We start from the raw sequence: 24,065 nt of genomic DNA on the forward strand, positions 1-24,065 counted from the left end.
ACGCGTCAGAAGTCGTAACGTGCGGTCAGACGGAACGAACGCGGCGCCGAATAGCCGAGCTCCATGCCGTAGGCCTGGTTGACCTCTCCACGTGCCTGCGCGTACTGGCTGTTGTAGAAGCCCGGGACCTGGCGATTCAGCGCGTTGAGTACGTCGAGCTGCAGCGTGAGCTTGTTGTCGGCCCAGGTCGGGCGGTACGCGACATTGAAGTTCAACGTGTACGTCCACGGCGCATTGCCGGCCGAACCACGCGGCGAACGGCGGAAGTCGCTCGACGGCGGCGTGTAGTTCGTACTGCCCGGAGCCGTGCCCGACCCGGCCAGGCCGCAGTAGTAGTAGTACGCACCGTTGTAGAGGCCCGCATCGGCAGTCGGATAGTAGCTCGTGCAGTTCCTCGGTCGGCCCGAGGCGATGATCGCGCTGCCACCGGTGCTCCACTCCTCGTTCAAGGTGTAGTAGCCGAAGATCTTGAACTGGTGCGCACGATGGTTCGGCAGGTAACCGTTGGCGCCGTCCATGAGCTGCGGCAGGTCCCAATCCTGGGTGACCGACACGTCGGTCTGGCCGCCGCCGCCGGTGTCGAGATCCGAAGCGAGCTGACCCTCGGTATTGCCGTAGTTCTTCGACCACGTGTACTGGATCTTGCCGTACCAGTTGTCGCTGAGCTGGTGCTCGAGGAAGAAGTCGAGCGCGATGTACTTGCGCTTGAGCTTGGGCAGGTCGAGGTCCGCGGCCGAATAGTGGTGCTGCGCGAAACTGCCATCCTCCTGCTCTTCCCAGAACGTGTTGCCCTCACCCGGGTTGAAGATGAAGCAGCCGCCACCGAGGGCCGGCGTGCAGGTATCGTCGATCGCGCTCTTGAGTTCGCGATGCGTGGCCTTCGCACCCCACGAGTACTGCTCGTTGATCGCGTGCTCGAAGCCGATGATGAACTCGTCCTGGAAGTGCGACTTGAGGCCGATCGCCGCGACCGTGCGCGGATCCGGCGCCTGGCCGCACTCGAGGTTGGGCGCTATCGCGTTCGGATTGCCCGGACAGGTGTAGATGCTGTTCGGATCGACCGGGATGTTGTTGAGGCCGGTCGGCGCACCGGTGACCGGATCGACACCGGTGTAGGTGAAATACTCGAGCGTGTACAGCGAGCCCGACGCTGCACGCAGCGCAACATTGTTCGGCAGCGCGAGATGGTAACGACCACCGTTGCCGAACAGCTTGAGCGACGAGTCGCCGTTGACATCCCACACCGCGCCGACACGCGGCGCCAGCTGGTGGCGCTGCTTGACGTAGGCTTTGCCGTCGCTGGTGTAGTTGGTGAACTGCTCGTTGCGCAGGCCGAGCGAGAGCAGGAAGTTGTCCGAGATCTGCCAGCGGTCCTCGATGAACTGCGCGGCCTGCTCGGTCTTGATGTTGCCAAGCTGCGTGTAGTACTGCTGGCGCACGTAGTAGCCGTCGGCGCCGAAGCCGCCCGCACCGCCCGGTGCGCCGACGCCGTGCCCCGCGTCGATCGCCGCGTTCGGATTGGCCGCGCGCGAATACACCCACACGAAGCCGCCGCCGTACTCCTCGCCCGAGAACGAGGTCGCGTCGTTGCGGTCGTAGCCGATGCGGATCTCGTGGTCGCCGATCACGTAGCCCAGATCGATGCGGCCACCTTCGGTCTTGTCGTTGGCGCCATCGACGCCGATACGCGTCGCGGTCCAGCAGCCCGTGTAGTTGAACTGCGGCAGGCGTGCCGCGGCACCGGCCGAGACGTACGGGCACGACGGGTCGTAGCCCCACGGCGAATCGATGTGGTCGATCTTCTGCTGGCCGTACAGGGCCGACAAGGTCAGGTTGTCGGTGAGGTAGCCCGTGTAACGGACGACGTACATGCGCGCCTTGTCTTCGGTGTCGTCACCCTGGTTCTTCTCGCTGCCGTGGCTGCCGTCGGCGTAGCTGTACGTGTAACCGTCACTCGTGTACTTCGTCACGTCCGAGACCGCGGTGAACTCGAGCGAGTGGTTGTCGCTGATGTTCCAGTCGACCTTGGCCGACCAGCGCGGCTGGTCGCGACGGTAGTCGTAGTAGCCGCCCGGCGTCGTCGGGTTCGCGGTGCGGATGATGCCGACAGCGGAGCCTTCGGTGCGCTGCATCTCGGCATCGAGGCGGATGAACAGCGTGTCCGGCACGATCGCGCCGCCGACGTAGGCGCCCGTCGTGTTGTTCCAGAACTGGTTCTCGTTGCGCTGCTGGTACAGCGTGCCGTCGGTGCGACGCGCCTCGACCGGATGGTCGGGGCCGTAGAAGCCCGTATCGGGGTAGTAGCGGTTGCGCGGGCTCGCGCGCAGGCCTTCGGGCGACCAGATCGTGTAGGCACCGGCCTTCCACTCGTTGGTACCGCGCTTGGTCACGAGGTTGATCACGCCGCCCGTGGAGCGGCCGAACTCGGCGCCGTAGCCGCCGGTGAGGATCTGCTCCTGCGCGATCGCGTCGAACGGAAGCGACGTGAAGCCGATCGACGTGAGCGGATTGGTGACCGGGTAACCGTTGATGTAGTACGCGTTCTCGGACGAAGCCGATCCGCCGAAGCTCGGGATCGTCGTGCCGCTCGCATCGGTGTAGCTGTCGTTCTTGACCACGCCCGGCGCGAGCAGGGCGACGTTGGCGATGTCGCGCGGCACCGAGATGCGGCTCATCGTCTCGGCGGTGAACACGGCACGCGTATCGACCTGCTTGACGTCGACCTGCGGGGTCGCGTTGGCCGTGACCTGGATGCCTTCGAGCTCCTGGACATTGGCTGCGCCACCGAACGAAACCTCGGTGCTGCCTGCGATGACGACGACGACGTCGTCACGAGCGCTCACTTCGGCGCCGTCCTTCTGCAGGATCACCTTGTAGCGGCCCGTCGGCACCGAGAGGGCACGGTAACGCCCGGCGCTATCGGTGGAGAGGGTCCTGGTCTGTCCGTTGTCCAGATTCTGGATCACGATCGTGGTGCCCGGTTCGACCGGAGCGGTTCCGTAGATCGTTCCCGTGACGTTCGACTGCGCGTGCGCAGGCGAGGCGAAACACATGCCAATGGCAATACTCAGCGCAGCGAAGCGCAGCGGCTTGCGGATATTCATCAGTGCTGTCCCCAAAAATGACAGGTTTTCGGTTTATCCGGATGCGATGCGGCCAAGCCGGCTTCGAGGTTCCCAGGCCTCGATCGAGGTGGCATCGATCATGCGGATTCCGCCGCCGGTGAAACCGACGACGATTCGAACCTAGCACAGGGTCACGGAGGAGCAAGCTACGATGCGGGCATCTGCTTATGCCTGACGCGGCGTCGGCCGCCACAACGGGGATCGACCGGTCGTCGTCGCGAAGCGGCTCGCCGTGGCTTTTCAAGCCATTGAATTCAATGAATATTGAAACATGACACGGGATGCCGGAAAATCATTGCATCCGGCACCGGAAGTCCCTCTCGAGGGCCGTCGCCAAGGCTACGACGAGCGTCGTAGATCCACGAAATCTCCACGAATCATTCATGCGCGCATCACATCCGCGCCGGATTCGTCGATGCGCCGCCCCGCCGAAGGCGCGCTCCAGCGCCGCGCCGGGGCAGGCCCCGCCCTCACCTGCGGCATGATGCGGGGACGTTAGGAAGGGAGACGCCGACCTTCGCGGAATCCGCCCTTGCGCAGGCGTCAGATCAGAGATTCGGCCTCGAGTTCGCGTTTGAGCCAGGCGTAGTAGATCGGCGCCGCCACGAGGCCGGCGATGCCGAACGCGGCCTCCATCGCGAGCATCGCGATGAGCAGCTCCCAGGCGCGCGCGCGGATCTGCGTGCCGACGATGCGCGCGTTGAGGAAGTACTCGAGCTTGTGGATCACGACGAGGAAGGTCAGCGCCGCGATCGCGACCCACAGCGACACCGACAGGCCGACCACGAAGATCAGCGTGTTCGAGATCAGGTTGCCGATCACCGGCAGCAGCCCGCACACGAACGTCGCCACGACGAGCGTCTTCGCCAGCGGCAGGTGCACGCCGAACAGCGGCAGCACGACGAGCAGAAAGATGCCCGTGAACAGCGTGTTGATCGCCGAGATCTTGACCTGCGCGAAGACGATGTCGTGGAACGCGGTGACGAGGTTCGCGCAGCGCGCGTTGAGCGCCAGGGCGAGCGGGCCGACCTGCGTGCGTGCCCGCGCACCGTGCAGGGCGAGCATCGCACCGAGGACCATGCCAATGAGCAGGTGGGCGGTGACGCGTGCGGCGTTCTTGCCCGCGACCTGCAGCTGCGCCGCGTGGTCACGCAGCCACGCCATGACCGCGACACGCACTTCCTCGGTGTTGTCGGGCAGGTAGTCGACGACGACGGCAGGCAGCTGCTCGCGGGCGCGCTCGACGAGCGGCGCGAGGCGATCGAACAGCGCCATCGGATTGCCGTGCTCGGTGCCGAGGAACGCGACGGTGCCGACGATGAGCAGCGTGAGCAGGCCGACGACGACGGCCGCGAGCAGCGCGACGATGAGCCAGTGGGCGCGCGCGCCCGGCAGATGACGCTGCAGGCCCGGCGCGAGCACGTTGACGAGCGCGAACACGAGCAGGCCCGCGAGCAGCGCCGGCAGCAGGTGCAGGTAGAGCACGAGCCACAGCGCAAGGCCGGCGAGCACGTAGCTGACGCGCACGAGCTGCGGCGGGGACGTCCAGGTCGAAGGTTGCATGCGGGGTGCCGGGGCCAGTGCGGCGCGCAGTCTGTCAGGCGCCACGCGGCCGCGCCAGCCCGGCAACCGAACGGTCGGGAACCGTAACCTGCGTGTCGTAGACTCGCCGACCCGCCTTGCCGAATGTTCCGGAGAGAACCCGCATGTCCAAGCCGATCACCCTCGTCCTGTTCGCCGCCCTGCTCGCCGCGGGATGCGCGTCCACGCCGTCGCGCGACGCGGCCCCTGCGGTCGCCGCCGAAGCACCGCCGCCGGCGCCTGCCGGCCCGGGCGCCGACGACAACCTCAATGCCGTGTTGTGGACGCAGGCCTCGGTCGAGCGCGACCTCGTGTATCGCGAGGTCTACCGCTCCGCGACGGAGCAGCTCGCCCGTGCGGTCAAAGATCGCCGCTGGGAAGCGCTGCCCGAGGGCGAGCGCAAGACCCCCGTGAAGGGCCTCAAGCCGGCCGTGATCCTCGACATCGACGAGACCGTGCTCGACAACTCGCCGTACCAGGCACGCTTGGTGCGCGACGGCCTGAGCTTCGACGAGTTCACCTGGGCCGAGTGGTGCCGCGAGGAGAAGGCCGAGGCCGTGCCCGGCGCGCTCGCGTTCACGAAGGAAGCGACGCGCCTCGGCGTGACGGTGTTCTACCTGTCCAACCGTGCGCGCGACCTGCGCGAGCCGACGATCGCGAACCTGCGCGCCAAGGGCTTCCCGGTGCCCGAGAACGAGGACGTCTTCCTCGGCCTCGGCACGGTCGTGCAGGGTTGCGAGCAGGACGGCAGCGAGAAGGGCTGCCGCCGCGAACTGATCTCGCGCAAGTACCGCGTGCTCATGCAGGTCGGCGACCAGCTCGGCGATTTCGTCGACGTGCTCGCGAACACGCCCGAAGGCCGCCGCCAAGCCATCGAGCCGTACATGGACTGGGTCGGCGAACGCTGGTTCATGCTGCCGAACCCGACCTATGGCTCGTGGGAGCCGGCCGTGTTCAACAACGACTGGCGCTCGCCGGTCGAGGTGCGTCGCAAGGCCAAGCACGACGCACTCAATGTCGCCCAATAAATCTTTCAAATCATGCGGATGGACGTCGTGAGTTGAAGTATTGCTTTAGGTATAACGTTTAAGTAACATCGTCGCATCGAACAACGACGACGAATGCCGGTTGCGCCCCGGACGTTCCCGCGAAGCAGAACAACACACGATTTCCCCCTCCGGCCTTGCCGGATTCGACCCGGTGGCTTCGCCCCCGGGTTTTCTTTTGCCCGCACGACCGGGCCGTCCCCGGCTGACCGGACGCGGGCGTACTGTTAAAGTCCGCGTCCCCTTCACCCCGTGTACGGACATACCATGTCGAAGATCCTCGCGCGCCTCGCCCTGACCGCGTCGGCCGCCCTCGCCCTCACCGCCTGCGGAAGCGACTCGGCGACCTCGCCCGAAGCCAGCGCCACGCCCGACGCCGCGGTACGGACGTCGGTGGAGCTCGCGCGCAAGAGCGACGTCGCCGGCCTACTCGCGCACGTCCTGCCGCCGGCCGACTTCGCGCGCATCAAGACGGAATGGTCCGACAGCACGCAGAAGACCGAGCCGAGCGAGGAAGACCGCGCGCGCTTCGCGCAGATGATGGGCGAACTGACCGCCCCGGATGCGGAAGATAAGCTCTACGCGCAGGTCGAGCCGCAATTCGCCCAGTTCGACGCGCAGTACAAGGCCCAGCTGCCGGGCATGGTCGCGATGGGCCAGGGTTACCTGCAGGGCATGGTCCAGCAGAACACGCAGCTTTCGGCTGCCGAGAAGGAACAGGCCAATGCCGCGATCAAGGCGCTCGGCGAGTGGGTCCAGAAGACCAATTTCACCGATCCTGCCCGCGTCAAGAAGGCGATCGGCATCGCGGCCGCGACGGCCCGCAAGCTCGAGCTCAAGACCCTCGACGAGGCCCGCGCGCTGACGTTCGACCAGGCCATGCCGAAGCTCACGATCGCGCTCGAAGGCGTCAAGGACATCCTCGCGGTGTTCGATTTCTCGATCAACGACACGCTCGACTCGGTCAAGGCCGAGGTCGCGACGACGGCCGGCGACGCCGCCACGGTCAAGATCGGCTACACGCTGCTCGGCACGCCGCTCGCCACGCAGAGCGAGATGGTGCGCATCGACGACCGCTGGTACGCGAAGGACACGATCGAGAAGCTGCGCGAGCACGCGGCCGAGACGGCCGCGCCGGCCGCGGCACCGCAGTCCTGATGCCTTGCCGTGGTCGCGCCGTCATGCGGCGCGACCACGGATGCACGCGATGCAAGAAGACACGCCTTCCGTCCGCAGCGCCGAACCCGCGCGTGGACCCGCCCTGCTGAATCTCCTCGGCGCGCTGCTGCGGCCGTGGATCCGCATCCGCCGCGAGCCGCGCGAACCGCGCGAGCTGCTGCCCGACGACGAGCGGCCCACGGTTTATGTGGTCGAGCGCTACGGACTCTCCGATTCGCTGATCCTCGAGCAGGCCTGCCGCGAGGCCGGGCTGCCGTCGCCTTACGAAGCCGCGCGCCACGTGCCGATCAAGCGCACGCGCGCGATCGTCGCGGTGACGCCGCGACCGCGCCTGTTCCGCCGTCGTGCGCATCCATCACGCTCCGAGACGCTGAGCCGCCTCGCCGAGGTCGTGCGCGCCGATCCGTCGGCGGACGTGCGCCTCGTGCCGGTCTCGATCTTCGTCGGCCGCGCGCCCGACCGTGAGTCCGGCTGGTTCCGCGTGCTGTTCGCCGAGAACTGGGTCGCCGTGGGCCGCTTCCGCCGCCTGCTCGCGATCCTGCTCAACGGTCGCGACACGATCGTGCAGTTCTCCACGCCCGTGTCGCTGCGCGAGACCCTCGAAGCCGAGGGCGAGGCGGCGACCACCGAGCGCGGCGTGCGCAAGCTCTCGCGCGTGCTGCGCGTGCACTTCCGCCGCGTGCGCACGACGATCATCGGCGCCGACCTCTCGCACCGGCGCACCGTCGTCGACACGGTCGTCGACGCCGACACCGTGCGCCAGGCGATCGAGGCGACCGCCGCGAAGGAGAACCTCACGGTCGAGCAGGCACGCCGCCGGGCACGCGGCTACGCGCTCGAGATCGCGGCCGACTACTCGCACACGGTCGTGCGCTCGATCTCGTTCATGCTCGTGTGGTTCTGGAACAAGCTCTACGACGGCGTGACGATGCACCACTTCGACCGCCTGCGCGCCGTCGCGCCGGGCCACGAAGTGATCTACGTGCCCTGCCACCGCAGCCACATCGACTACCTGCTGCTGAGCTACCAGCTCTACCAGAACGGCCTCGTGCCGCCGCACATCGCCGCCGGCGTCAACCTCAACCTGCCGGTGATCGGGCCGATCCTGCGCCGCGGCGGCGCGTTCTTCCTGCGCCGCAGCTTCAAGTCGAACGTGCTGTACTCGTCGGTGTTCACCGAGTACGTGAGCCAGCTGTTCGTGCGCGGCGTCGCGCTCGAGTACTTCATCGAGGGCGGACGTTCGCGCACGGGACGCCTGCTGAGCCCGCGCGCCGGCATGCTCGCGATGACGCTGCGCAGCTTCCTGCGCGAGTCGCGCCGCCCGGTGCTGTTCCAGCCGGTCTACATCGGCTACGAGAAGCTCATGGAGGGCAAGTCCTACATCGGCGAGCTCTCGGGCAAGCCGAAGGAGAAGGAGTCGCTGCTCGGCCTGCTCAAGTCGGTCAAGGTGCTGCGCCAGCGCTACGGCAAGGTCACGATCAACTTCGGCGAACCGATCGAGCTCGCCCCGCTGCTCGACGAGGTCGCGCCCGCGTGGCGCGATGCGACGACGCGCCCCGACGACAAGCCCGAATGGCTCGGCGATGCCGTCGACACGCTCGCCGATCGCATCCAGGCCAACATCAACGGCGCGGCCGACGTCAATCCGATCAACCTGCTCGCGATGGTCCTGCTCGCGATGCCCAAGCACGCGATGGCCGAGGCCGACCTGCTCGCGCAGATCGACCTGTGCAAGGACCTCCTGCAGGCGATCCCGTACGCCGAACGCGTGACCGTGACGACCATGAGTGCGGCCGAGATCGTCGCCTACGGCGAGGCCATGCAGTGGATCCGGCGCACGCGCCACCCGCTCGGCGACGTGCTCGGCGCCGACGACGAGCAGGCGGTGCTGCTCTCGTACTTCCGCAACAACGTGCAGCACCTGTTCGTCGCGGCAGCGTGGATCGCCTGCTGCTTCCTCAACAACCGCCGCATGGTGCGCGCGACGATGCTGCGCCTGGGTCGCCTGATCTACCCGTTCATCCAGGCCGAGTGGTTCCTGCCGTGGAGCGAGGAGGCGTTCACGGCACGCATCGAGTCGACGCTCGACTTCCTTTGCGCGCGCGGGCTTCTCGAGATCGACGCCGAGGGCCGCATCATCGAACGCGCGCCGGGCCAGAGCGACAGCGCGTTCCGCCTGCGTGCGCTCTCGCACAGCCTGCTGCAGGCGGTGGAGCGCTACTACATCACGATCGCGCTTCTCACCAGCAACGGCCGCGGGACGCTGTCGGCAGGCGAGCTCGAGAACGTCTGCCACCTGACCGCGCAGCGCCTGTCGCTGCTGCAACAGCTCAACGCGCCGGAGTTCTTCGACCGCGCGCTGTTCCGCGGCTTCATCCAGAAGCTGCGCGAGCGACGCGTGGTGTGGCCCGATGCGAACGCGAAGCTCGATTTCGACGACGACCTCGTCGAGCTGGTCAAGGAGTCGCGCGTGATCCTGAGCCGCGACATCCGCCACGGCATCCTCAAGCTCACGGGGGAGAACCGCACGCTCGCGGTGGCCGAACGCGGCGACGCGACCGACGCCTGAGCGCGCTCAGGCGTCGAGATCGGGAATCAGGCGGCTCTCGAGCACGAGGATCGCGTCCTTGATGCGCAACTTGCGCTTCTTGAGGCGCTTGAGCTCGAGTTCGTCGCCGAGCGGGTCGAGGCCGAGGCGCGCGATCGTGTCGTCGAGCTCGCGATGCTCGACGCGCAGGGAAGCGAGTTGGCGGACGGTCGTGGCGGGGTCTTCGGAGAACATGAAGGTCCTTGCTCGGCCCCGCGAGTTTAGCGCCGGGCGATGGGACTGCCCATGGGCGCGCCGGTTACAATCGACGTTCCCGCCCGCCCCGCCGACCATGCCCGCGACCGCACGCAAGTTCGACCACGAAGCCGCCAAGCGCGCCAAGCGCCTGCGCCGCCAGGTCGGCCAGGCAATCGCCGACTACCGCATGATCGAGGATGGCGATCGCGTCCTCGTCTGCCTGTCGGGCGGCAAGGACTCGTACACGATGCTCGACATGCTGCTCGCGCTGCAGGCGAAGGCACCGGTGCGCTTCGAGCTGTTCGCGGTGCACCTGGACCAGAAGCAGCCCGGCTACGATCCCGACGTGCTGCCCGCATGGCTCGAGCGCTCGGGCGTGCCGTTCCGCATCCTCGAGCAGGACACCTACAGCGTCGTCAAGCGCGTGGTGCCCGAAGGCCGCACGATGTGCAGCCTGTGCTCGCGCCTGCGCCGCGGCGCGCTCTACACGTTCGCTGCCGAGCAGGGCTTCACGCGCATCGCACTCGGCCACCATCGCGACGACATCGTCGAGACGCTGTTCCTCAACCTTTTCCACGGTGGCACGCTCAAGGCGATGCCGCCCAAGCTCGGCTCCGACGACGGTCGCAACACGGTGATCCGCCCGCTCGCTTACTGCCGCGAGGACGACATCGCCGCGTATGCCGTCGACCGTGGCTTCCCGATCATGCCGTGCAACCTGTGCGGCTCGCAGGAGAACCTGCAGCGCAAGGCAATCAAGGCGATGCTGCACGACTGGGAGCGCACGAACCCGGGCCGCATCGAGACGATCTTCCGCGCGCTGTCGAACGTCGCACCTTCGCACCTCGCCGATACCGACCTGTTCGACTTCGCCTCGATCGGTTCCCGCGGCGGCGACCCGCACGACGCCTCGGCCTGGCTCGCCGGCGAACCGCACGACGCCTGATCGCTGTTCCTGAGACTCCGCGGCGGCATGCTGCCGCCCTTCCCGACCGCCCTCTTCGACACGGAACCTGCATGTTCTTCCGCAACCTGACGCTTTTCCGTTTCCCCGTAAGCAGCGCCGAGGCGCTCGAGAACCTCGAAACCGACCTCGACGAGAAGCGCCTGCGCCCCTGCGGACCGATCGAGCTGGCCACGCGCGGCTTCGTGTCACCGTTCGGCCGCGAAGCCGAGGAACTCCTGCACCGGGTCGGCCCCTACGCCCTGCTGACCGTCGGCAGCGAGGACAAGCTGCTGCCATCGTCGGTCATCGCGGAGGCTTTGTCGGTCAAGATCGCCGAAATCAACGAAAAAGAGTCGCGTCGAATCGGCGGCCGCGAGCGCAAGCGCCTCAAGGAGGAGGTCGTCTCCGAACTGCTGCCGCGCGCATTCGTGCGTCCCTCTCGGCTTTTCGCCTACCTGGACACCGAAAACGGCTGGTTCGTCGTCGATACGGCCAGCCGCAAGCCGGCCGAGGAGGCCGTCAGCGAGGTCCGCGAGGCGCTGGGCCGCTTCCCGGCCACCCCGATGGCCCCCAACGATTCGCCGCGCGCCCTGATGACGGACTGGCTGGCAAGTGGCAAGCTGCCACCGGGCCTCGCGTGGGGCGACGAGGTCGAACTGCGCGATCCGGCCGAGGCCGGCGCCGTCGTGCGCTGCCGACGCCAGGATCTTGAATCCGACGAAATCAGGGAGCATCTGAAGTCCGGCAAACAGGTGTTCCAGCTCGGCCTGGAGCTCGACGAGCGCATGAGTTTCGTGCTCGGCGAGGATCTGGCCATCCGCAAGCTGCGCTTCCTCGACGTGGTGCTCGACGAACTAGGCGACGACGCCTCCGAGTCGGCCCGCGCGGAGATCGATTCGCGCTTCGCCCTCATGACACTGGAACTGAAACGCCTGTTCGAGAAACTCGACGAACTGTTCGGCCTGCCGAGGCCGGACGAGCGCGACTAGCCCGGAAAACCGCGACGCGGGGTGAGCAGATGGTCCTTGAAGCCGACGACAACTACCTGGAACTGCCCACCCCCGCGGGCGAGACGATCAAGGTCCTGCGGCGCAGCCACCCACGTGCGCGCCGCCTGCGGCTGACCGTCACGTCGGGCGGCGCCCGCGTCACCTACCCCGAAGGCACCCATCCGGCCCAGGTGTTCGCTTTCCTGCGCAAGCACGGCGAATGGCTGGAGCGGAAGCTCGACGAGCTCAACCTCGGCGCCAAGCCGCCGCCGCTCGTGCCGGGCTCGGCCACGGTGATCCCGTTGCGTGGCGAAACGACGCGCCTTTCGTGGCGCGACGGCCCCTACCCGCACATCGAACTCGTCGGCGACCGCCTCACGATCACACTGCCGCGCCCGCACCGGCGCGCGGTCGAGGCCGCGCGCGGCCTCATGCGCAGCTTCCTCGAGGCACAGATCCGCCGGGATCTCTCGCGCTGGCTCGCACGCTACTGCCCGATGCTCGGCATGGCACCGACCGCCGTGCGCGTGCGCCCGCTCAAGAGCCTGTGGGGCAGCCTCGACACGCGCGACCGCGTCACGCTCGACCTCGCCCTCGCGCTCGCGCCGCCTGCGGCGCTGCGCTACGTGGTCGTCCACGAGCTCTGCCACCTGCGCATCCGCAGCCACTCGCCGCGCTACTGGGCGCTGGTCGAATCGCTGCTGCCGGACTGGAAGGAACAGCGCGACTGGCTGCGCCTCAACGGGCAGGCCCTCAAGGCCGAACTCGACCGCCTCGTCAGGGGCTGACGGCGTCCGCGCCGGGCAGCGCCCGGCGATCGAGGAAGTCCCGCACGATGCCTGCGACCGTATCGGCGTCGTCGAGATGCAGGTGGTGGTGGCCCGGCAACGTCACGACCTCGATGCCGGCGACGCGGCACGCACGCTCGCGCATCGCCTCGCGCGGCAGATAAGGCGCGGCCGGATCGGCCAGCAGGAGCAGGGTCGGCGCGCGGATGCCCGCGACGATCGCGAGAGCCTGCTCTTCGGTGAAGCGCTGCAGGCCCGACCAGGTCAGGCGCGGATCCGACGACCAGACGACACCGTCGCCGTCCGGCGCCGCACGCGTGCCGCGCTCGACGATGAGCCGGGCCGCTTCACGCGAGAAACCGCTCACGCGCTCGCGCACCGCGACGACCTCGTCGAGCGTCGCGAACACGCGCAGCGGCCGTGACGCGGCGGTGCGAGCGGCCAGCCCTTTTGCTAGCTGTTCGAGGGCGCCCTCTGCGGGTGCGGTCACGGGACCGAGCCCCTCGATCAACACGACGCGTCCGACACGTGCCGGCGCGATGGCGGCGTAGGTGCTCGCGAGCGTCGCGCCGAGCGAATGCCCGAGCAGGTCGACGCGCGATCCGCCGAGCGCATCGACGACGCCGTCGATGTCGGCGAGGTAATCCGCCCACGCGTAGCCCGTGCCGGCGGCGCGATGATCCGAACGACCGTGGGCGACGAGATCGACCGCGACGACGCGGCGTCCGAGCCGCGGTGCGAGCCTCGCGAAAGACGCCGCGTTGTCGAGCCAGCCGTGCAGCGCGAGCAGCGGCGGCGCATCGGGATCGCCCCACTCGAGCGCCGCGAGCGACAGGTCGCGCAGCGTGAAGCGACGCTCGCGCGGCGTGCCGCTCACGACGCGACCGATGGCATGCCGGGCCAGCCCTGAAGATGACGCGCGACCAGTGCCTGCAACGCCGCGACCTGCCCGGGCGAATCGTTGAGCGAAGGGATGTAGGCGTAGCGTTCGCCGCCTGCGGCGAGGAACGTGTCGCGCCCGGCCATCGCGATCTCCTCGAGCGTCTCGAGGCAGTCGATCGAGAAACCCGGACACAGGATGTCGATGCTGCGCACGCCCTCGCGCGGCAGTGCGGCGAGCACATGATCGGTATACGGCGACAGCCACGGCTCGCGACCGACGCGCGACTGGAAGCACACCACCATCGCGTCCGTGGCGAGACCCAGCCGTTGGCGCAGGCCTTCGGCGGTGGCCTCGCACTGCGAGCGGTACGGATCGCCGTTGCGCACGTAGCGCTCGGGGATGCCGTGGAACGACAGCACGAGGCGCTCGCCGCGGCCTCTCGCTGCCCAGTGCGCCTCGACGCTGCGCGCGAGCGCGTCGAGGTGGGCGGGATCGTCGTGGTAATCGTTGACGAAGCGCAGTTCGGGCGGCACGCGCCAGCCGCGCAGTTCCGCACCCACCGCATCGAGCACCGAGGCTGCCGTGGTCGCCGAGAACTGCGGGAACAGCGGCACCACGAGCAGCCGCTGCATGCCCGCCGCGGCGAGCTCGCGCATGACGGCCGGAATGGACGGGTTGCCGTAGCGCATCGCGTGGCGCACGACCACATCGTGTCCGGACGCGCGCATCGCGGCATCGAGCGCGTCGGCCAGCGCCCGCGTGCCGGTCTGCAGCGGCGAGCCCTCGGGCGTCCACACCTTGGTGTAGGCGTGCGCCGATCGGCCCGGCCGGATGCGCAGGATCACCCCGTGCAGGATCAGCCGCCAGAGCCAGCGCGGCATCTCGACGATGCGCGGATCGGCAAGGAATTCAGCGAGATAGCGACGCACCGAACGGGCATCGGGACCATCGGGCGTACCGAGGTTGGCGAGCACCACGGCGGTACGCCGGGGCATCGGCGGTGCGGGAAACGAGCGGTAGCGGGTCATGCCTGGCAGGATGGCTCGGTGGGACGATCGCGCGAACGATCCCGGCCGCCTGCCGACGCCTTGTCGCGGGGGCGGAAGCTGCTAGACTCGGGATCGCTCTACACGGATCGTGGGGCTGACGACAACCATAACGATAACATCGCCGCCCATGCGCACGTCCGCCTGCCTCATCGCAGCAGTGCTTGCTGTCGCTTCGATTTCCGAAGCGCGGGCGGAGCCGATCGCCTACGGCATCGCCTTCGACGAGCTCTACCGCATCGACCTCGGCACGCGCCAGGCGACGTTCGTCGGCGTCGCCGGCAACTATGCCGGCTCGCTGATCGGTCAGGTCTCGGGGCTCAGCTACGGGCCGAACGGCCAACTCTATGGTGTCGCCGGCACGCACAAGGCGCTCGTCCGCTTCAATGCCTCGACCGGCGCGGCCACCTACGTCGGTTCCCTCGGCGTCAGCGGTTCGGGCAACCAGGGCGCACTCGATCTCGCACTGACCTACGGTTGCGAAGGGTCGTTCTGGATGACCTCCGCGATCACGCGCGAGCTCTGGAAGGTCGACCCCGGCAACGGCGCCGCGACGCGCGTCGGCAACCTCGGTCGCCAGATCAGCGGCCTCTCGGTACGCCAGGGCATCCTCTACGGCACCGGCATCAATGCCGATGCGGGCCTCTACACGATCGACCCGACCACCGCGCAGGCCACGCGTGTCGGCGGCTACGGCGGCGCCACGCCGCCCTGGGTGGAGATCGACCTCGACGGCGCGGACACCCTCTGGTCGGTGCTGAGCTACAACCCGCCCGAAGACCGCATGTGGAACGACATCGCGCGCATCGATCCGGCCACCGGTGCGATGACCAACCTCGGCCAGCTGACCGGTCCCTCGCGTCTGCGCTATCTCGGCATGCGCGGTCTCGCGGTCGGCCCGAACACCTGCGAGCGTGGCGACCCGGACCCTGATCCGGATCCGCCGGCCACGCCCGCGACGCTCCCGGTCCGTTCGCCGGCCGGACTCGCCCTGCTCGCCTTCGGCCTGCTCCTGCTCGCCGGTCGCACGCTGCGGCGTCGCTTTCCCTGAAAACCTTCATCGCGCGCTCAGGCGCGGCTGGTAGCGTATTCAGGTTGCCCACTGGAGTTCGTCCATGACGCCCATCCGTCGCCTCGCCGCCGCGGCCCTCGCCGTCTCCTTCGTCGTCGCACCCGCCGCCCATGCGGGCGAAGCCGAACTCAAGCGCGCCGAGAACGCCGTGCGCGTGCTCAACGAGATCATGCAGGCCCCCGACAAGGCGATCCCGCGTGACCTGCTGCAGAGCGCGCATGCGATCGCGGTGATCCCCGACGTGATCAAGGCCGGCTTCGTCGTCGGCGGACGCCGCGGCGAAGGCGTGGTATCGGTCAAGTCGCCGGACGGCACGTGGTCGAACCCGAGCTTCGCGAACATGACCGGCGGCAGCGTCGGCTTCCAGGCCGGCGTGTCGTCGACCGACGTCGTGCTTGTGTTCCGCACCCAGCGCGGCGTCGATTCGATCGTGCACGGCAAGTTCACGCTCGGCGCCGACGCCTCGGCCGCGGCCGGCCCGGTCGGCCGCACCGCCCAGGCCTCGACCGACGCCCAGCTCAAGGCCGAGATCTACTCGTATTCGCGCTCTCGCGGCCTGTTCGCGGGTGTCGCGCTCGACGGATCGGTACTTTCGATCGACAACAAGGCCAACCAGGCCGTGTATGGTGACGGCGTGACGCCGCGCCGCATCTTCGAGGGCGGCGTCAACGACGTGCCCAACGCGGTCGTGGATTTCCGCGATCGCCTGGAAGAGTACACTGCGCAGTAACGGGCGCGCGGCTCCGATCGCGCCGCTTTCCCTATGGAGTGATCGGTAATGGGTGGTTTCAGCATCTGGCATTGGATCGTCGTCCTCGTCATCGTGGCGCTCGTGTTCGGCACGAAGAAGCTGCGCAACATCGGCGGCGACCTCGGCTCGGCGATCAAGAGCTTCCGCAAGGGCCTCAACGACGGCGAAGAGGACAAGCCCTCCGAACAGCTCAAGGCCGACCCGCCGGCCGTCGCCTCGCAGAGCGAGCGCGACAAGGACCGCGTCGGTCAATAAGGCCCGGCGATGTTCGAGCTCAGCTTCGGCAAGATGGCGCTGATCGCGGTGGTGGCACTGCTCGTGCTCGGCCCCGAGAAGCTGCCGGGCGCGGCGCGCACCGCCGGCGCCCTGCTTCGCCGCGCGCGCAATGCGTGGCAGGGCGTGCGCTCCGAGATCGAGCGCGAACTCGCCGCCGAGGACGTGCGCCGCACGCTCAAGGAAACCGGCCACCACGCGAGCATGGGTGAGGATTTCAAGCGCACTGCCGACGACCTGCGCGACGCGGTCGAAGGCAAGCCCCGCCGACCGGCCGACCATGACGGGAACTGACGCCTCGCAGGACGGCGAGCAGTCCTTCCTCTCGCACCTGATCGAACTGCGCGCACGCCTGCTCAAGGCCGTCGTCGCCGTGCTCGTGCTGCTCGCGGCGCTGATCCCGTTCGCGAACAAGCTCTACGGCATCCTCGCGATGCCGCTGCTCGAGAAGCTGCCCGCCGGCGGCGCGATGATCGCGACCGACGTCGCCTCCCCGTTCTTCGCACCGCTCAAGCTCGCGTTCTTCGTAGCCGTCGTCATCGCGATGCCGGTGATCCTGTACCAGCTGTGGGCGTTCGTCTCGCCGGGCCTCTACAAGCACGAGAAGCGCCTCGCGGTGCCGCTGCTCGTCTCGGCCGTGCTGCTGTTCTACATCGGCTGCGCGTTCGCGTACTTCCTCGTGCTGCCCGCGATCTTCACGTTCATGACGAGCATCGCGCCGGCCGGCGTCGCGGTCATGCCCGACATCAGCCGCTTCCTGGATTTCGCGCTGATCCTGTTCCTCGCCTTCGGCTGCTGCTTCGAGGTTCCGGTGGCGCTCGTCATCCTCGTCTCGATCGGCGTGGTGACGCCTGCGCAGCTGGTCAGCAGCCGGCCCTACGCGATCGTCGGCGCCTTCGTGATCGCGGCGATCCTGACGCCCCCCGACGTGCTCTCGCAGCTGCTGCTCGCGGTGCCGATGTGCATCCTCTACGAAGTCGGCATCATCGCGGCGCGGGCAGTCGCGCGGCGCCACGACACGCCCGCCGACGGCAGCGTCGCGCGGCGCAGCGACGGGACGTGAGCGCCGCCCGAGCCTGAACGGCGCGCATCGCGCATCGTCCGGTTCGGCCATCCATACGCCCGACATGCGGCCGTTGCCTTATCGTAGGCACGCCCAGCCTCCCCGCGTGCCGGCACTGCCGCGGCGCCATGGCATCCGCTTCGACTCGCCACCGCGAGCGACGCATCGCTCGAATACGGCGTTAATTCACAAAAACTTACCCCGTTCACCTGCGGAGCGTTGGCTTCGCCACGGTTCGCTTGACTACACTTGTGTACGCGATGAAAAGGATTACATCGCGCCAAATCAACGTTTCACGAGACCCACAAGGGGGAAAGATCCTGATGGCTGCCAAGAAGATCATCGTCGAAGAAGACGCGCGCGACGCCAGTCTGCGCGTGTCCAAGCGCATCCGCGACGGCCTCAAGGCCGCAGCGGCCGTGATGGGCCGTCCGCTCTACGACGTCACCAACGAAGCGATCAACACCTACCTCGCCAGCCTCAAGCTCGGTGACCCGCTGCAGGCGATCCGCCGCAGCTCGGCGAACGCCGCGCGCCGCCAGGCCAAGTAAGCACCTCCATGGCACCACCGGCGGTGATCCGCCGGTGCAGGCCTATTCCACCGGCGGCAGCACGTTCATGACCTCGCGCAGCGTCGTGATGCCGCGTGCGATCTGCGCTGCAGCGGATACGCGCAACGGGCGCATGCCATCGGCCAGCGCCGTCTCGCCCACGCGCGCGAGGTCCATGCTCGGCTGGATCAGCGCACGCAGCGCCGGCGAAATCCTCAGCATCTCGTAGATGCCGGTACGCCCGAGGAAGCCGGTCTTGCGGCACTCCAGGCATCCCTTCGGACCGAACGTGCGCTCCGGCAACGGCAGCGTCCAGCGGTGCGTGAGCGCGGCCCAGCCGCGCACGTCGAGCGGCACCTCGACCTTGCAGTGCGGGCACAGCGTGCGCACGAGGCGCTGCGCGACGATGCCGGTCAGCGTCGACTGCAGCAGGTAGTTCGGCACGCCGAGGTCGAGCAGGCGCGTTAGCGCGCTCGGCGCGTCGTTGGTGTGCAGCGTCGACAGCACGAGGTGGCCGGTCAGCGAGGCCTGGATCGCCATCTGCGCGGTCTCGAGGTCGCGGATCTCGCCGACCATGATGATGTCGGGATCCTGGCGCATCAGCGTGCGCACGCCGGCCGCGAAATCGAGATCGATCGCGTTGTGCACCTGCATCTGGTTGAACTCGGGGCTCACCATCTCGATCGGATCTTCGACCGTGCAGACGTTGAGATCCGGCGTCGCGAGCACCTTGAGCGTGGAGTACAGCGTGGTCGTCTTGCCCGAGCCGGTCGGACCGGTCACGAGCACGATGCCGTGCGGACGCTCGACCATCTCGCGCCAGATCGCCTCCTCGCCGTCGGAGAAGCCGAGCTGGCGGAACTCCTTGACGACGATGTCGGGATCGAAGATGCGCATGACGATCTTCTCGCCGAACGCGGTCGGCATGCTCGACAGGCGCAGCTCGACCTCGCGCCCACCCTGCGAGCGCGTCTTGATGCGGCCGTCCTGCGGCCGGCGCTTCTCGGCGACGTCCATGCGCCCGAGGATCTTGATGCGCGAGGTCACCGCGGTCATGACCGGCGTCGGCAGCTCGAACACCTTGTGCATGACGCCGTCGATGCGGAAGCGGATCGGGCTCGAATCGCGGCGCGGCTCGAGGTGGATGTCCGAGGCACGCTGCTCGAACGCGTACTGCAGCAGCCAGTCGACGATGTGCACGACATGGCGGTCGTCCACGCCGAGCTCGCCGGATTTGCCGAGCTCGACGAGCTGCTCGAAATTGAGGATCGCGCGGCCGTCGTTGGCGTCGGCCTTGGCATCCTTCGCGCGCTGGATCGAGCGCTGCACGCCCCACCACTCGGTGAGATAGCGGTTGACGTCCAGCGGGCTCGCGACCATGCGCTGGATGTCGCGGCGCAGGATGTGGCCGAGATCGGCCATCCAGCGCGTGTCGAACGGCTCCGACGTCGCGAACACGACCTGCATCTCGCTGACCGCGACGGGCAGGATGCGATAGCGCTGCGCGTACGCGTGGCTCACCACCGCCGTGACCGCGGCCACGTCGATCTTCATCGGATCGATCTTGAGGTACGGCAGGTGCGCGCGACCCGCCAGCCACTGCGTGAGGCTCTCGACCGTGAGCGGCTTGCCGTTGCCTGTGCCACGCGCATCGACGAGCTTGAGGTTGGCCACGAGCACGAACGGGTGCAGCTCGAGCTTGCCGCGCGCCGTGCGCACCTCGGCGCGCACGCGCCTGGCATCGTCATCGCCGAGCAGGCCGTCCTCGACGAGTGCCGAGAGCACTTCCTCGAGGTCGATGCGGTGGTGGGCGCCGAGCAGGGACGCCGGCGCGGCAGCCGCGACGACGGGACGGGCGGGTTCGATGGCCATGCCGCGGAATCCGTTGGAGAGCGTCGGGTGACCGCTATACTAGCGCGCTTTTCCCACGCAACCGTGAGCCAGCGCATGGCCGGACCCAGCTTCCAGGACGTCATCCAGATCCTCAACCGCTACTGGGCGGAGAAGGGCTGCGTATTGATCCAGCCATTCGACACCGAGGTCGGTGCGGGCACGTTCCATCCCGCGACGTTCCTGCGCGCGCTCGGTCCCGAGCCCTGGGCCGCGGCCTACGTGCAGCCTTCGCGCCGTCCCACCGACGGCCGCTACGGCGACAACCCGAACCGCCTGCAGCATTACTACCAGTACCAGGTCGTGCTGAAGCCGAATCCGGACGACATCCTAGACCTCTACATCGGCTCGCTCAAGGCACTCGGCATCGACCCGCTCGTGCACGACCTGCGCTTCGTCGAGGACAACTGGGAATCGCCGACGCTGGGCGCCTGGGGGCTCGGCTGGGAAGTCTGGCTCAACGGCATGGAGGTCACGCAGTTCACGTACTTCCAGCAGGCCGGCGGCCTCGAGTGCCGCCCCGTCACGGGCGAGATCACCTACGGCCTCGAGCGCCTCGCGATGTACCTGCAGAACGTCGACAACGTCTACGACCTCGTCTGGACCGAAGCGCCGCACGGCACCGTCACCTACGGCGACGTATTCCACCAGAACGAAGTCGAGCAGAGCACGTACAACTTCGAGCACGCCAACGTGCCGAAACTGCTCGAGTGGTTCGACACCTGCGAGGCCGAGGCGAAGAAGCTCGTCGAGGCCGGCTTGCCGCTGCCCGCCTACGAGCAGGTCACCAAGGCCAGCCACACGTTCAACCTGCTCGATGCGCGCCGAGCGATCAGCGTGACCGAGCGCCAGCGCTACATCCTGCGCGTGCGCACGCTCGCACGCGCGGTCGCCGAGGCCTACCACGCGCAGCGCGAGAAGCTCGGCTTCCCGGGCCTGCGCAACAAGAAGGAAGCCGCCTGATGGCGACGGCGACGAAGAACCTGCTCATCGAACTCGGCACCGAGGAACTTCCGCCGAAGGCACTCGACGAGCTCGCCGCGGCGTTCACCGCCGGCATCGTCGACGGCCTCGCGCGCCGCGGCGTGGCGACCGGCGGCGACGCCACCACGTGGTGCTCGCCGCGCCGCCTCGCCGTGCTCGTGCCGGGCGTCGCCGTGGAGCAGCCCGACCAGATGGTCGAGCGTCGCGGTCCCGCCGTGTCGGCAGGCCGCGACGCGAACGGCGAACCGACGCGCGCGCTGGTCGGTTTCGCGCAGAGCTGCGGCGTCGACGTGGCCGCACTCGAGATCGTCGAGACCGACAAGGGCGCATGGTTCGCGCACCGTGCCGAGAAGAAGGGCGAGCCGACCGCGGCCCTCGTGCCGGCGATCCTCGCCGAGGCCGTCAAGGCGCTGCCGATCCCCAAGCCGATGCGCTGGGGCGCGCACGAGCACGCCTTCGTGCGCCCGGCGCACTGGCTCGTCGTGCTGCACGGTGCCGACATCGTCGACGCCGAGCTGTTCGGCCTGCGCTCGGGCCGCCAGTCGCGCGGCCATCGTTTCCATCATCCGCAGCCCGTGCACGTCGTCGATGCCGACGCCTGGCTCGATGCGCTGCGCGCCGCGCACGTGCTCGCCGATCCGGCCGAGCGCCGCGCGCGCATCCGCGACGAGGTCGCACGCGCAGGCCATGATGTCGGCGGCGTCCCTCGCCTGTCCGACGACCTGCTCGACGAGATCGCCAACCTGACCGAATGGCCGGTCGCGATCGCCTGCCGCTTCGAACGCGCGTTCCTCGAGGTGCCGCAGGAAGCGCTCGTCACGACGATGGAGACGAACCAGAAGTTCGTGCCCGTGTTCGATGCCGACGGCCGCCTCACCGAGCATTTCATCGGCGTCGCCAACATCGTGTCGTCCGATCCCGCCGAGATCCGCAAGGGTTACGAGCGCGTCATCCGGCCGCGCTTCGCCGACGCGAAGTTCTTCTACGACGAGGACCGCAAGCAGACGCTCGCGTCGTACCAGGACACGCTCGGCTCGGTCACCTACCAGCAGTCGCTCGGCAGCGTGTGGGACAAGAGCGTGCGCGTGGCCGAGCTCGCGCGCGTGATCGCCAACCGCGTCGGCGTCGATGCCGGGCTCGCCACGCGCGCGGCCGCGCTGTCCAAGTGCGATCTCATGACGCGCATGGTCGGCGAGTTCCCCGAGCTGCAAGGCATCATGGGTCGCTACTATGCGTCGCAGGGTGCATCGCCTGAACACGCCGAGGTCGCCGCCGCGCTCGATGCGTTCTACCAGCCGCGCTTCGCGGGCGACGCGATCGCCGCGGGCGGCGTCGGCCGCGTGCTCGCGGTCGCCGAGCGCCTCGACACGCTCGCCGGCATCTTCGCGGTCGGCCTCAAGCCGTCCGGCAACAAGGATCCGTTCGCGCTGCGCCGCGCCGCGCTCGGCCTCGCGCGCACGCTGATCGAGGGCGGGCTCGATCTCGACCTGCGCGCCGCATTCGACGAAGCGCTCGCGCAGTTGCCCGAGGCGGCCCTCGTCGCGGGCCTGCCCAAGGGCAAGGACGGCAAGGCGCCGCCGCTCGACGCGGGTGCACGCCGCGCCGCACTGGCCGACGAGCTCTACGCGTTCGTGTTCGACCGCCTGCGCGGCTACGCCGCCGACAACGGCATCGGCACGGAAGCCTTCGAATCTGTGCGGGCCCTGTCGCCCACGTCGCTGCTCGATGCCGATCGCCGCATGCGTGCAGTCGTCGAGTTCTCGCGCCTGCCCGAGGCGCAGGCGCTCGCGGCGGCCAACAAGCGCACCGGCAACCTCCTGCGCCAGGCCGGCGGCAGCGTCGGTGGCGACATCGATGCGTCGCGCCTCGTCGAGGACGCCGAGCGTGCGCTCGTCGACGCGCTCGCGCGCGCGGAAGCCGATGCAGCGCCGTTCCTCGCCGCGAACGACTACGTCGGCCTGCTGAGCCGACTCGCGACGCTGCGCGAGCCGGTCGACCGCTTCTTCGACGGCGTCATGGTCATGGCCGACGACGAGGCGGTGCGCCGCAACCGCCTCGTGCTGCTGAGTCGCCTGCGCGCGCTGTTCCTGCGCGTGGCCGACATCTCGCTGCTGCCGTCCGCGGCAGCGTGACGGTGGCCGCGGCGCACGGGGCCCGCCTCGCGTAGACTGGGCGGAAGGGGTCAGGGGCACGGGGGAATACGGTCGATGAGTCCGAGCGACAACGACGCAAGCACCACGCAGCGCCGCACGATGCGTCCGCATCGCAGCGTCGGCGCGGGTCATGTGCCGGCCTGCCTCGTCGTGCTGCAGGGCCAGCGACTCGGCCAACGCATCGACCTCGCCGACGAGGGCCTCATCATCGGCCGCTCGCCCGAGGCCGATTTCCAGATCCTCGAGCGCAGCGTGTCGCGCGAGCACTGCCGCATCTCGCGCGAGCCCGCGGGCTACCGCATCAAGGACCTGGACTCTACCAACAAGACCTTCCTCAACGACCAGCCGATCATCGAGGCCGAGCTCAAGGACGGTGACCACATCGCGGTCGGCAGTTGCGTACTCAAGTTCATGGACCGCTCGTCGGTCGAGGCGCGCTACCACGAGGAGATCTACCAGCTCGCCACGGCCGACCCGCTGACCGACCTTTACAACCGTCGCCAGTTCCTCGAGCTCATCGAGAAGGAACTCGCGCGCGCGGCCAACCACAAGCGCCCGCTGACGCTGCTCATCATCGACCTCGACCACTTCAAGCCGATCAACGACCAGTACGGCCATCCGACCGGCGACGCCGTGCTCAAGAAGGTCGCGCTCGTGCTGCGCGGCCATGCGCGCGAGGAGTTCATCACCGCGCGCATCGGCGGCGAGGAATTCGCCGTGGTGCTGCCCGAGCACGACATCGCCCAGGCGGCCGCGTTCGCCGAGTCGCTGCGCGAGGCGATCGCGACGCTCGACCTCGCAATCCCGAACGGTCCCTCGCGTGTCACCGTGAGCATCGGCGTTGCGGCGTGGCAACGCGGCATGCTCATCACCGGTGACCTCATGCGTGCCGCCGACCAGCAGCTCTACCGCGCCAAGCAGGGTGGCCGCAACACGGTGCGCTGGGCCGGGATCTGAGCG

The 24,065-nt window shown here is 68.4% G+C and carries 20 protein-coding genes and 1 pseudogene; 15 read left to right on the top strand and 6 right to left on the bottom strand.

Annotated features, from left to right (window positions below; all coding sequences use genetic code 11):
- Window positions 1–5 precede the first annotated feature (5 nt).
- Together ACQQ2N_RS02110 and ACQQ2N_RS02115 are read right to left on the bottom strand one after the other, a co-directional pair.
- On the bottom strand, window positions 6–3,104 hold the full coding sequence (locus ACQQ2N_RS02110; RefSeq protein ID WP_440224021.1) for a TonB-dependent receptor: 3,099 nt from the start codon (window positions 3,102–3,104) through the stop codon (window positions 6–8).
- A gap of 564 nt (window positions 3,105–3,668) precedes the next feature.
- Window positions 3,669–4,688 carry an AI-2E family transporter gene (locus ACQQ2N_RS02115; RefSeq protein ID WP_440224022.1) on the bottom strand — a complete coding sequence of 340 codons (1,020 nt, stop codon included), beginning with the start codon at window positions 4,686–4,688 and terminating at the stop codon, window positions 3,669–3,671.
- A gap of 143 nt (window positions 4,689–4,831) precedes the next feature.
- On the opposite strand from ACQQ2N_RS02115, the gene ACQQ2N_RS02120 reads away from it, so the two are divergent.
- From ACQQ2N_RS02120 to plsB, 3 genes are all read left to right on the top strand, one after another.
- Window positions 4,832–5,734: a 5'-nucleotidase, lipoprotein e(P4) family gene (locus tag ACQQ2N_RS02120; RefSeq protein WP_440224023.1), complete on the top strand. Its 903-nt coding sequence runs from the start codon at window positions 4,832–4,834 to the stop codon at window positions 5,732–5,734.
- A 285-nt stretch (window positions 5,735–6,019) separates the two neighbouring features.
- Window positions 6,020–6,910 (top strand): hypothetical protein, encoded by an 891-nt coding sequence (locus ACQQ2N_RS02125; protein WP_440224024.1) that lies wholly within the window; start codon window positions 6,020–6,022, stop codon window positions 6,908–6,910.
- A 49-nt stretch (window positions 6,911–6,959) separates the two neighbouring features.
- Window positions 6,960–9,500, top strand: coding sequence for a glycerol-3-phosphate 1-O-acyltransferase PlsB (gene plsB, locus ACQQ2N_RS02130; RefSeq protein WP_440224025.1), 2,541 nt, complete (start codon window positions 6,960–6,962; stop codon window positions 9,498–9,500).
- A gap of 6 nt (window positions 9,501–9,506) precedes the next feature.
- Here the strand turns inward: plsB and ACQQ2N_RS02135 are convergent, their stop codons facing one another.
- Window positions 9,507–9,713 (bottom strand): YdcH family protein, encoded by a 207-nt coding sequence (locus tag ACQQ2N_RS02135; protein ID WP_440224026.1) that lies wholly within the window; start codon window positions 9,711–9,713, stop codon window positions 9,507–9,509.
- A gap of 97 nt (window positions 9,714–9,810) precedes the next feature.
- On the opposite strand from ACQQ2N_RS02135, the gene ttcA reads away from it, so the two are divergent.
- The 3 genes from ttcA (at window position 9,811) to ACQQ2N_RS02150 (ending at window position 12,439) form a co-directional block, all read left to right on the top strand.
- Window positions 9,811–10,662: a tRNA 2-thiocytidine(32) synthetase TtcA gene (gene ttcA, locus ACQQ2N_RS02140; RefSeq protein ID WP_440224027.1), complete on the top strand. Its 852-nt coding sequence runs from the start codon at window positions 9,811–9,813 to the stop codon at window positions 10,660–10,662.
- Between the two features lie 71 nt (window positions 10,663–10,733).
- On the top strand, window positions 10,734–11,651 hold the full coding sequence (locus tag ACQQ2N_RS02145) for a recombination-associated protein RdgC (RefSeq protein ID WP_440224028.1): 918 nt from the start codon (window positions 10,734–10,736) through the stop codon (window positions 11,649–11,651).
- 29 nt (window positions 11,652–11,680) lie between these two features.
- Window positions 11,681–12,439 (top strand): M48 family metallopeptidase, encoded by a 759-nt coding sequence (locus ACQQ2N_RS02150; RefSeq protein WP_440224029.1) that lies wholly within the window; start codon window positions 11,681–11,683, stop codon window positions 12,437–12,439.
- Here the strand turns inward: ACQQ2N_RS02150 and ACQQ2N_RS02155 are convergent.
- Window positions 12,429–13,316, bottom strand: a complete 888-nt coding sequence (locus ACQQ2N_RS02155) for an alpha/beta fold hydrolase (protein WP_440224030.1) — start codon at window positions 13,314–13,316, stop codon at window positions 12,429–12,431. The two genes, ACQQ2N_RS02150 and ACQQ2N_RS02155, sit on opposite strands and share 11 nt — an antisense overlap.
- Window positions 13,313–14,317 carry a ferrochelatase gene (gene hemH, locus ACQQ2N_RS02160; protein ID WP_440224031.1) on the bottom strand — a complete coding sequence of 335 codons (1,005 nt, stop codon included), beginning with the start codon at window positions 14,315–14,317 and terminating at the stop codon, window positions 13,313–13,315. The genes ACQQ2N_RS02155 and hemH overlap by 4 nt, the downstream gene beginning before the upstream one ends.
- Before the next feature lie 181 nt (window positions 14,318–14,498).
- Between hemH and ACQQ2N_RS02165 the strand changes: the two genes are divergently transcribed.
- From ACQQ2N_RS02165 to ACQQ2N_RS02190, 6 genes and pseudogenes are all read left to right on the top strand, one after another.
- Window positions 14,499–15,419 carry a DUF6923 family protein gene (locus ACQQ2N_RS02165; RefSeq protein WP_440224032.1) on the top strand — a complete coding sequence of 307 codons (921 nt, stop codon included), beginning with the start codon at window positions 14,499–14,501 and terminating at the stop codon, window positions 15,417–15,419.
- 73 nt (window positions 15,420–15,492) lie between these two features.
- Window positions 15,493–16,167: pseudogene (locus ACQQ2N_RS02170) on the top strand (lipid-binding SYLF domain-containing protein); the annotation flags it as partial.
- A 51-nt stretch (window positions 16,168–16,218) separates the two neighbouring features.
- A complete protein-coding gene (gene tatA, locus ACQQ2N_RS02175) occupies window positions 16,219–16,446 on the top strand; it encodes a Sec-independent protein translocase subunit TatA (protein WP_440224033.1) in 228 nt (75 codons plus the stop codon).
- 9 nt (window positions 16,447–16,455) lie between these two features.
- Window positions 16,456–16,758: a Sec-independent protein translocase protein TatB gene (tatB, locus tag ACQQ2N_RS02180; protein WP_440224034.1), complete on the top strand. Its 303-nt coding sequence runs from the start codon at window positions 16,456–16,458 to the stop codon at window positions 16,756–16,758.
- The gene (gene tatC / locus ACQQ2N_RS02185) at window positions 16,745–17,527 is read left to right on the top strand and encodes a twin-arginine translocase subunit TatC (RefSeq protein WP_440224035.1); all 783 of its coding nucleotides are present in this window, start codon (window positions 16,745–16,747) and stop codon (window positions 17,525–17,527) included. The genes tatB and tatC overlap by 14 nt, the downstream gene beginning before the upstream one ends.
- 323 nt (window positions 17,528–17,850) lie before the next feature.
- Window positions 17,851–18,078 carry a hypothetical protein gene (locus tag ACQQ2N_RS02190; RefSeq protein ID WP_440224036.1) on the top strand — a complete coding sequence of 76 codons (228 nt, stop codon included), beginning with the start codon at window positions 17,851–17,853 and terminating at the stop codon, window positions 18,076–18,078.
- 42 nt (window positions 18,079–18,120) lie between these two features.
- Here the strand turns inward: ACQQ2N_RS02190 and ACQQ2N_RS02195 are convergent, their stop codons facing one another.
- Complete coding sequence (locus tag ACQQ2N_RS02195) at window positions 18,121–19,950, bottom strand: GspE/PulE family protein (protein ID WP_440224037.1); 1,830 nt, start codon at window positions 19,948–19,950, stop codon at window positions 18,121–18,123.
- Window positions 19,951–20,025: 75 nt separating this feature from the next.
- Between ACQQ2N_RS02195 and glyQ the strand changes: the two genes are divergently transcribed.
- From glyQ to ACQQ2N_RS02210, 3 genes are all read left to right on the top strand, one after another.
- A complete protein-coding gene (gene glyQ / locus ACQQ2N_RS02200) occupies window positions 20,026–20,931 on the top strand; it encodes a glycine--tRNA ligase subunit alpha (RefSeq protein ID WP_440224038.1) in 906 nt (301 codons plus the stop codon).
- Window positions 20,931–23,084, top strand: a complete 2,154-nt coding sequence (glyS, locus tag ACQQ2N_RS02205; protein ID WP_440224039.1) for a glycine--tRNA ligase subunit beta — start codon at window positions 20,931–20,933, stop codon at window positions 23,082–23,084. The genes glyQ and glyS overlap by 1 nt, the downstream gene beginning before the upstream one ends.
- A gap of 75 nt (window positions 23,085–23,159) precedes the next feature.
- Window positions 23,160–24,062: a GGDEF domain-containing protein gene (locus tag ACQQ2N_RS02210; RefSeq protein ID WP_440224040.1), complete on the top strand. Its 903-nt coding sequence runs from the start codon at window positions 23,160–23,162 to the stop codon at window positions 24,060–24,062.
- Window positions 24,063–24,065 lie beyond the last annotated feature (3 nt).

Source organism: Dokdonella aquatica (assembly GCF_051987395.1).
In the GTDB taxonomy this organism is placed as follows: Bacteria; Pseudomonadota; Gammaproteobacteria; order Xanthomonadales; family Rhodanobacteraceae; genus Dokdonella.

Coding starts and splice junctions, on each gene's coding strand:
- ACQQ2N_RS02135 (WP_440224026.1), bottom strand. CDS start 9,713: ATGTTCTCCGAAGACCCCGCCACGACCGTCCGCCAACTCGCTTCCCTG.
- ACQQ2N_RS02110 (WP_440224021.1), bottom strand. CDS start 3,104: ATGAATATCCGCAAGCCGCTGCGCTTCGCTGCGCTGAGTATTGCCATT.
- ACQQ2N_RS02120 (WP_440224023.1), top strand. CDS start 4,832: ATGTCCAAGCCGATCACCCTCGTCCTGTTCGCCGCCCTGCTCGCCGCG.
- ACQQ2N_RS02115 (WP_440224022.1), bottom strand. CDS start 4,688: ATGCAACCTTCGACCTGGACGTCCCCGCCGCAGCTCGTGCGCGTCAGC.
- ACQQ2N_RS02125 (WP_440224024.1), top strand. CDS start 6,020: ATGTCGAAGATCCTCGCGCGCCTCGCCCTGACCGCGTCGGCCGCCCTC.
- ACQQ2N_RS02165 (WP_440224032.1), top strand. CDS start 14,499: ATGCGCACGTCCGCCTGCCTCATCGCAGCAGTGCTTGCTGTCGCTTCG.
- ACQQ2N_RS02150 (WP_440224029.1), top strand. CDS start 11,681: ATGGTCCTTGAAGCCGACGACAACTACCTGGAACTGCCCACCCCCGCG.
- glyQ (WP_440224038.1), top strand. CDS start 20,026: ATGGCCGGACCCAGCTTCCAGGACGTCATCCAGATCCTCAACCGCTAC.
- ttcA (WP_440224027.1), top strand. CDS start 9,811: ATGCCCGCGACCGCACGCAAGTTCGACCACGAAGCCGCCAAGCGCGCC.
- ACQQ2N_RS02195 (WP_440224037.1), bottom strand. CDS start 19,950: ATGGCCATCGAACCCGCCCGTCCCGTCGTCGCGGCTGCCGCGCCGGCG.
- ACQQ2N_RS02190 (WP_440224036.1), top strand. CDS start 17,851: ATGGCTGCCAAGAAGATCATCGTCGAAGAAGACGCGCGCGACGCCAGT.
- ACQQ2N_RS02145 (WP_440224028.1), top strand. CDS start 10,734: ATGTTCTTCCGCAACCTGACGCTTTTCCGTTTCCCCGTAAGCAGCGCC.
- tatC (WP_440224035.1), top strand. CDS start 16,745: ATGACGGGAACTGACGCCTCGCAGGACGGCGAGCAGTCCTTCCTCTCG.
- ACQQ2N_RS02210 (WP_440224040.1), top strand. CDS start 23,160: ATGAGTCCGAGCGACAACGACGCAAGCACCACGCAGCGCCGCACGATG.
- glyS (WP_440224039.1), top strand. CDS start 20,931: ATGGCGACGGCGACGAAGAACCTGCTCATCGAACTCGGCACCGAGGAA.
- plsB (WP_440224025.1), top strand. CDS start 6,960: ATGCAAGAAGACACGCCTTCCGTCCGCAGCGCCGAACCCGCGCGTGGA.
- tatB (WP_440224034.1), top strand. CDS start 16,456: ATGTTCGAGCTCAGCTTCGGCAAGATGGCGCTGATCGCGGTGGTGGCA.
- tatA (WP_440224033.1), top strand. CDS start 16,219: ATGGGTGGTTTCAGCATCTGGCATTGGATCGTCGTCCTCGTCATCGTG.
- hemH (WP_440224031.1), bottom strand. CDS start 14,317: ATGCCCCGGCGTACCGCCGTGGTGCTCGCCAACCTCGGTACGCCCGAT.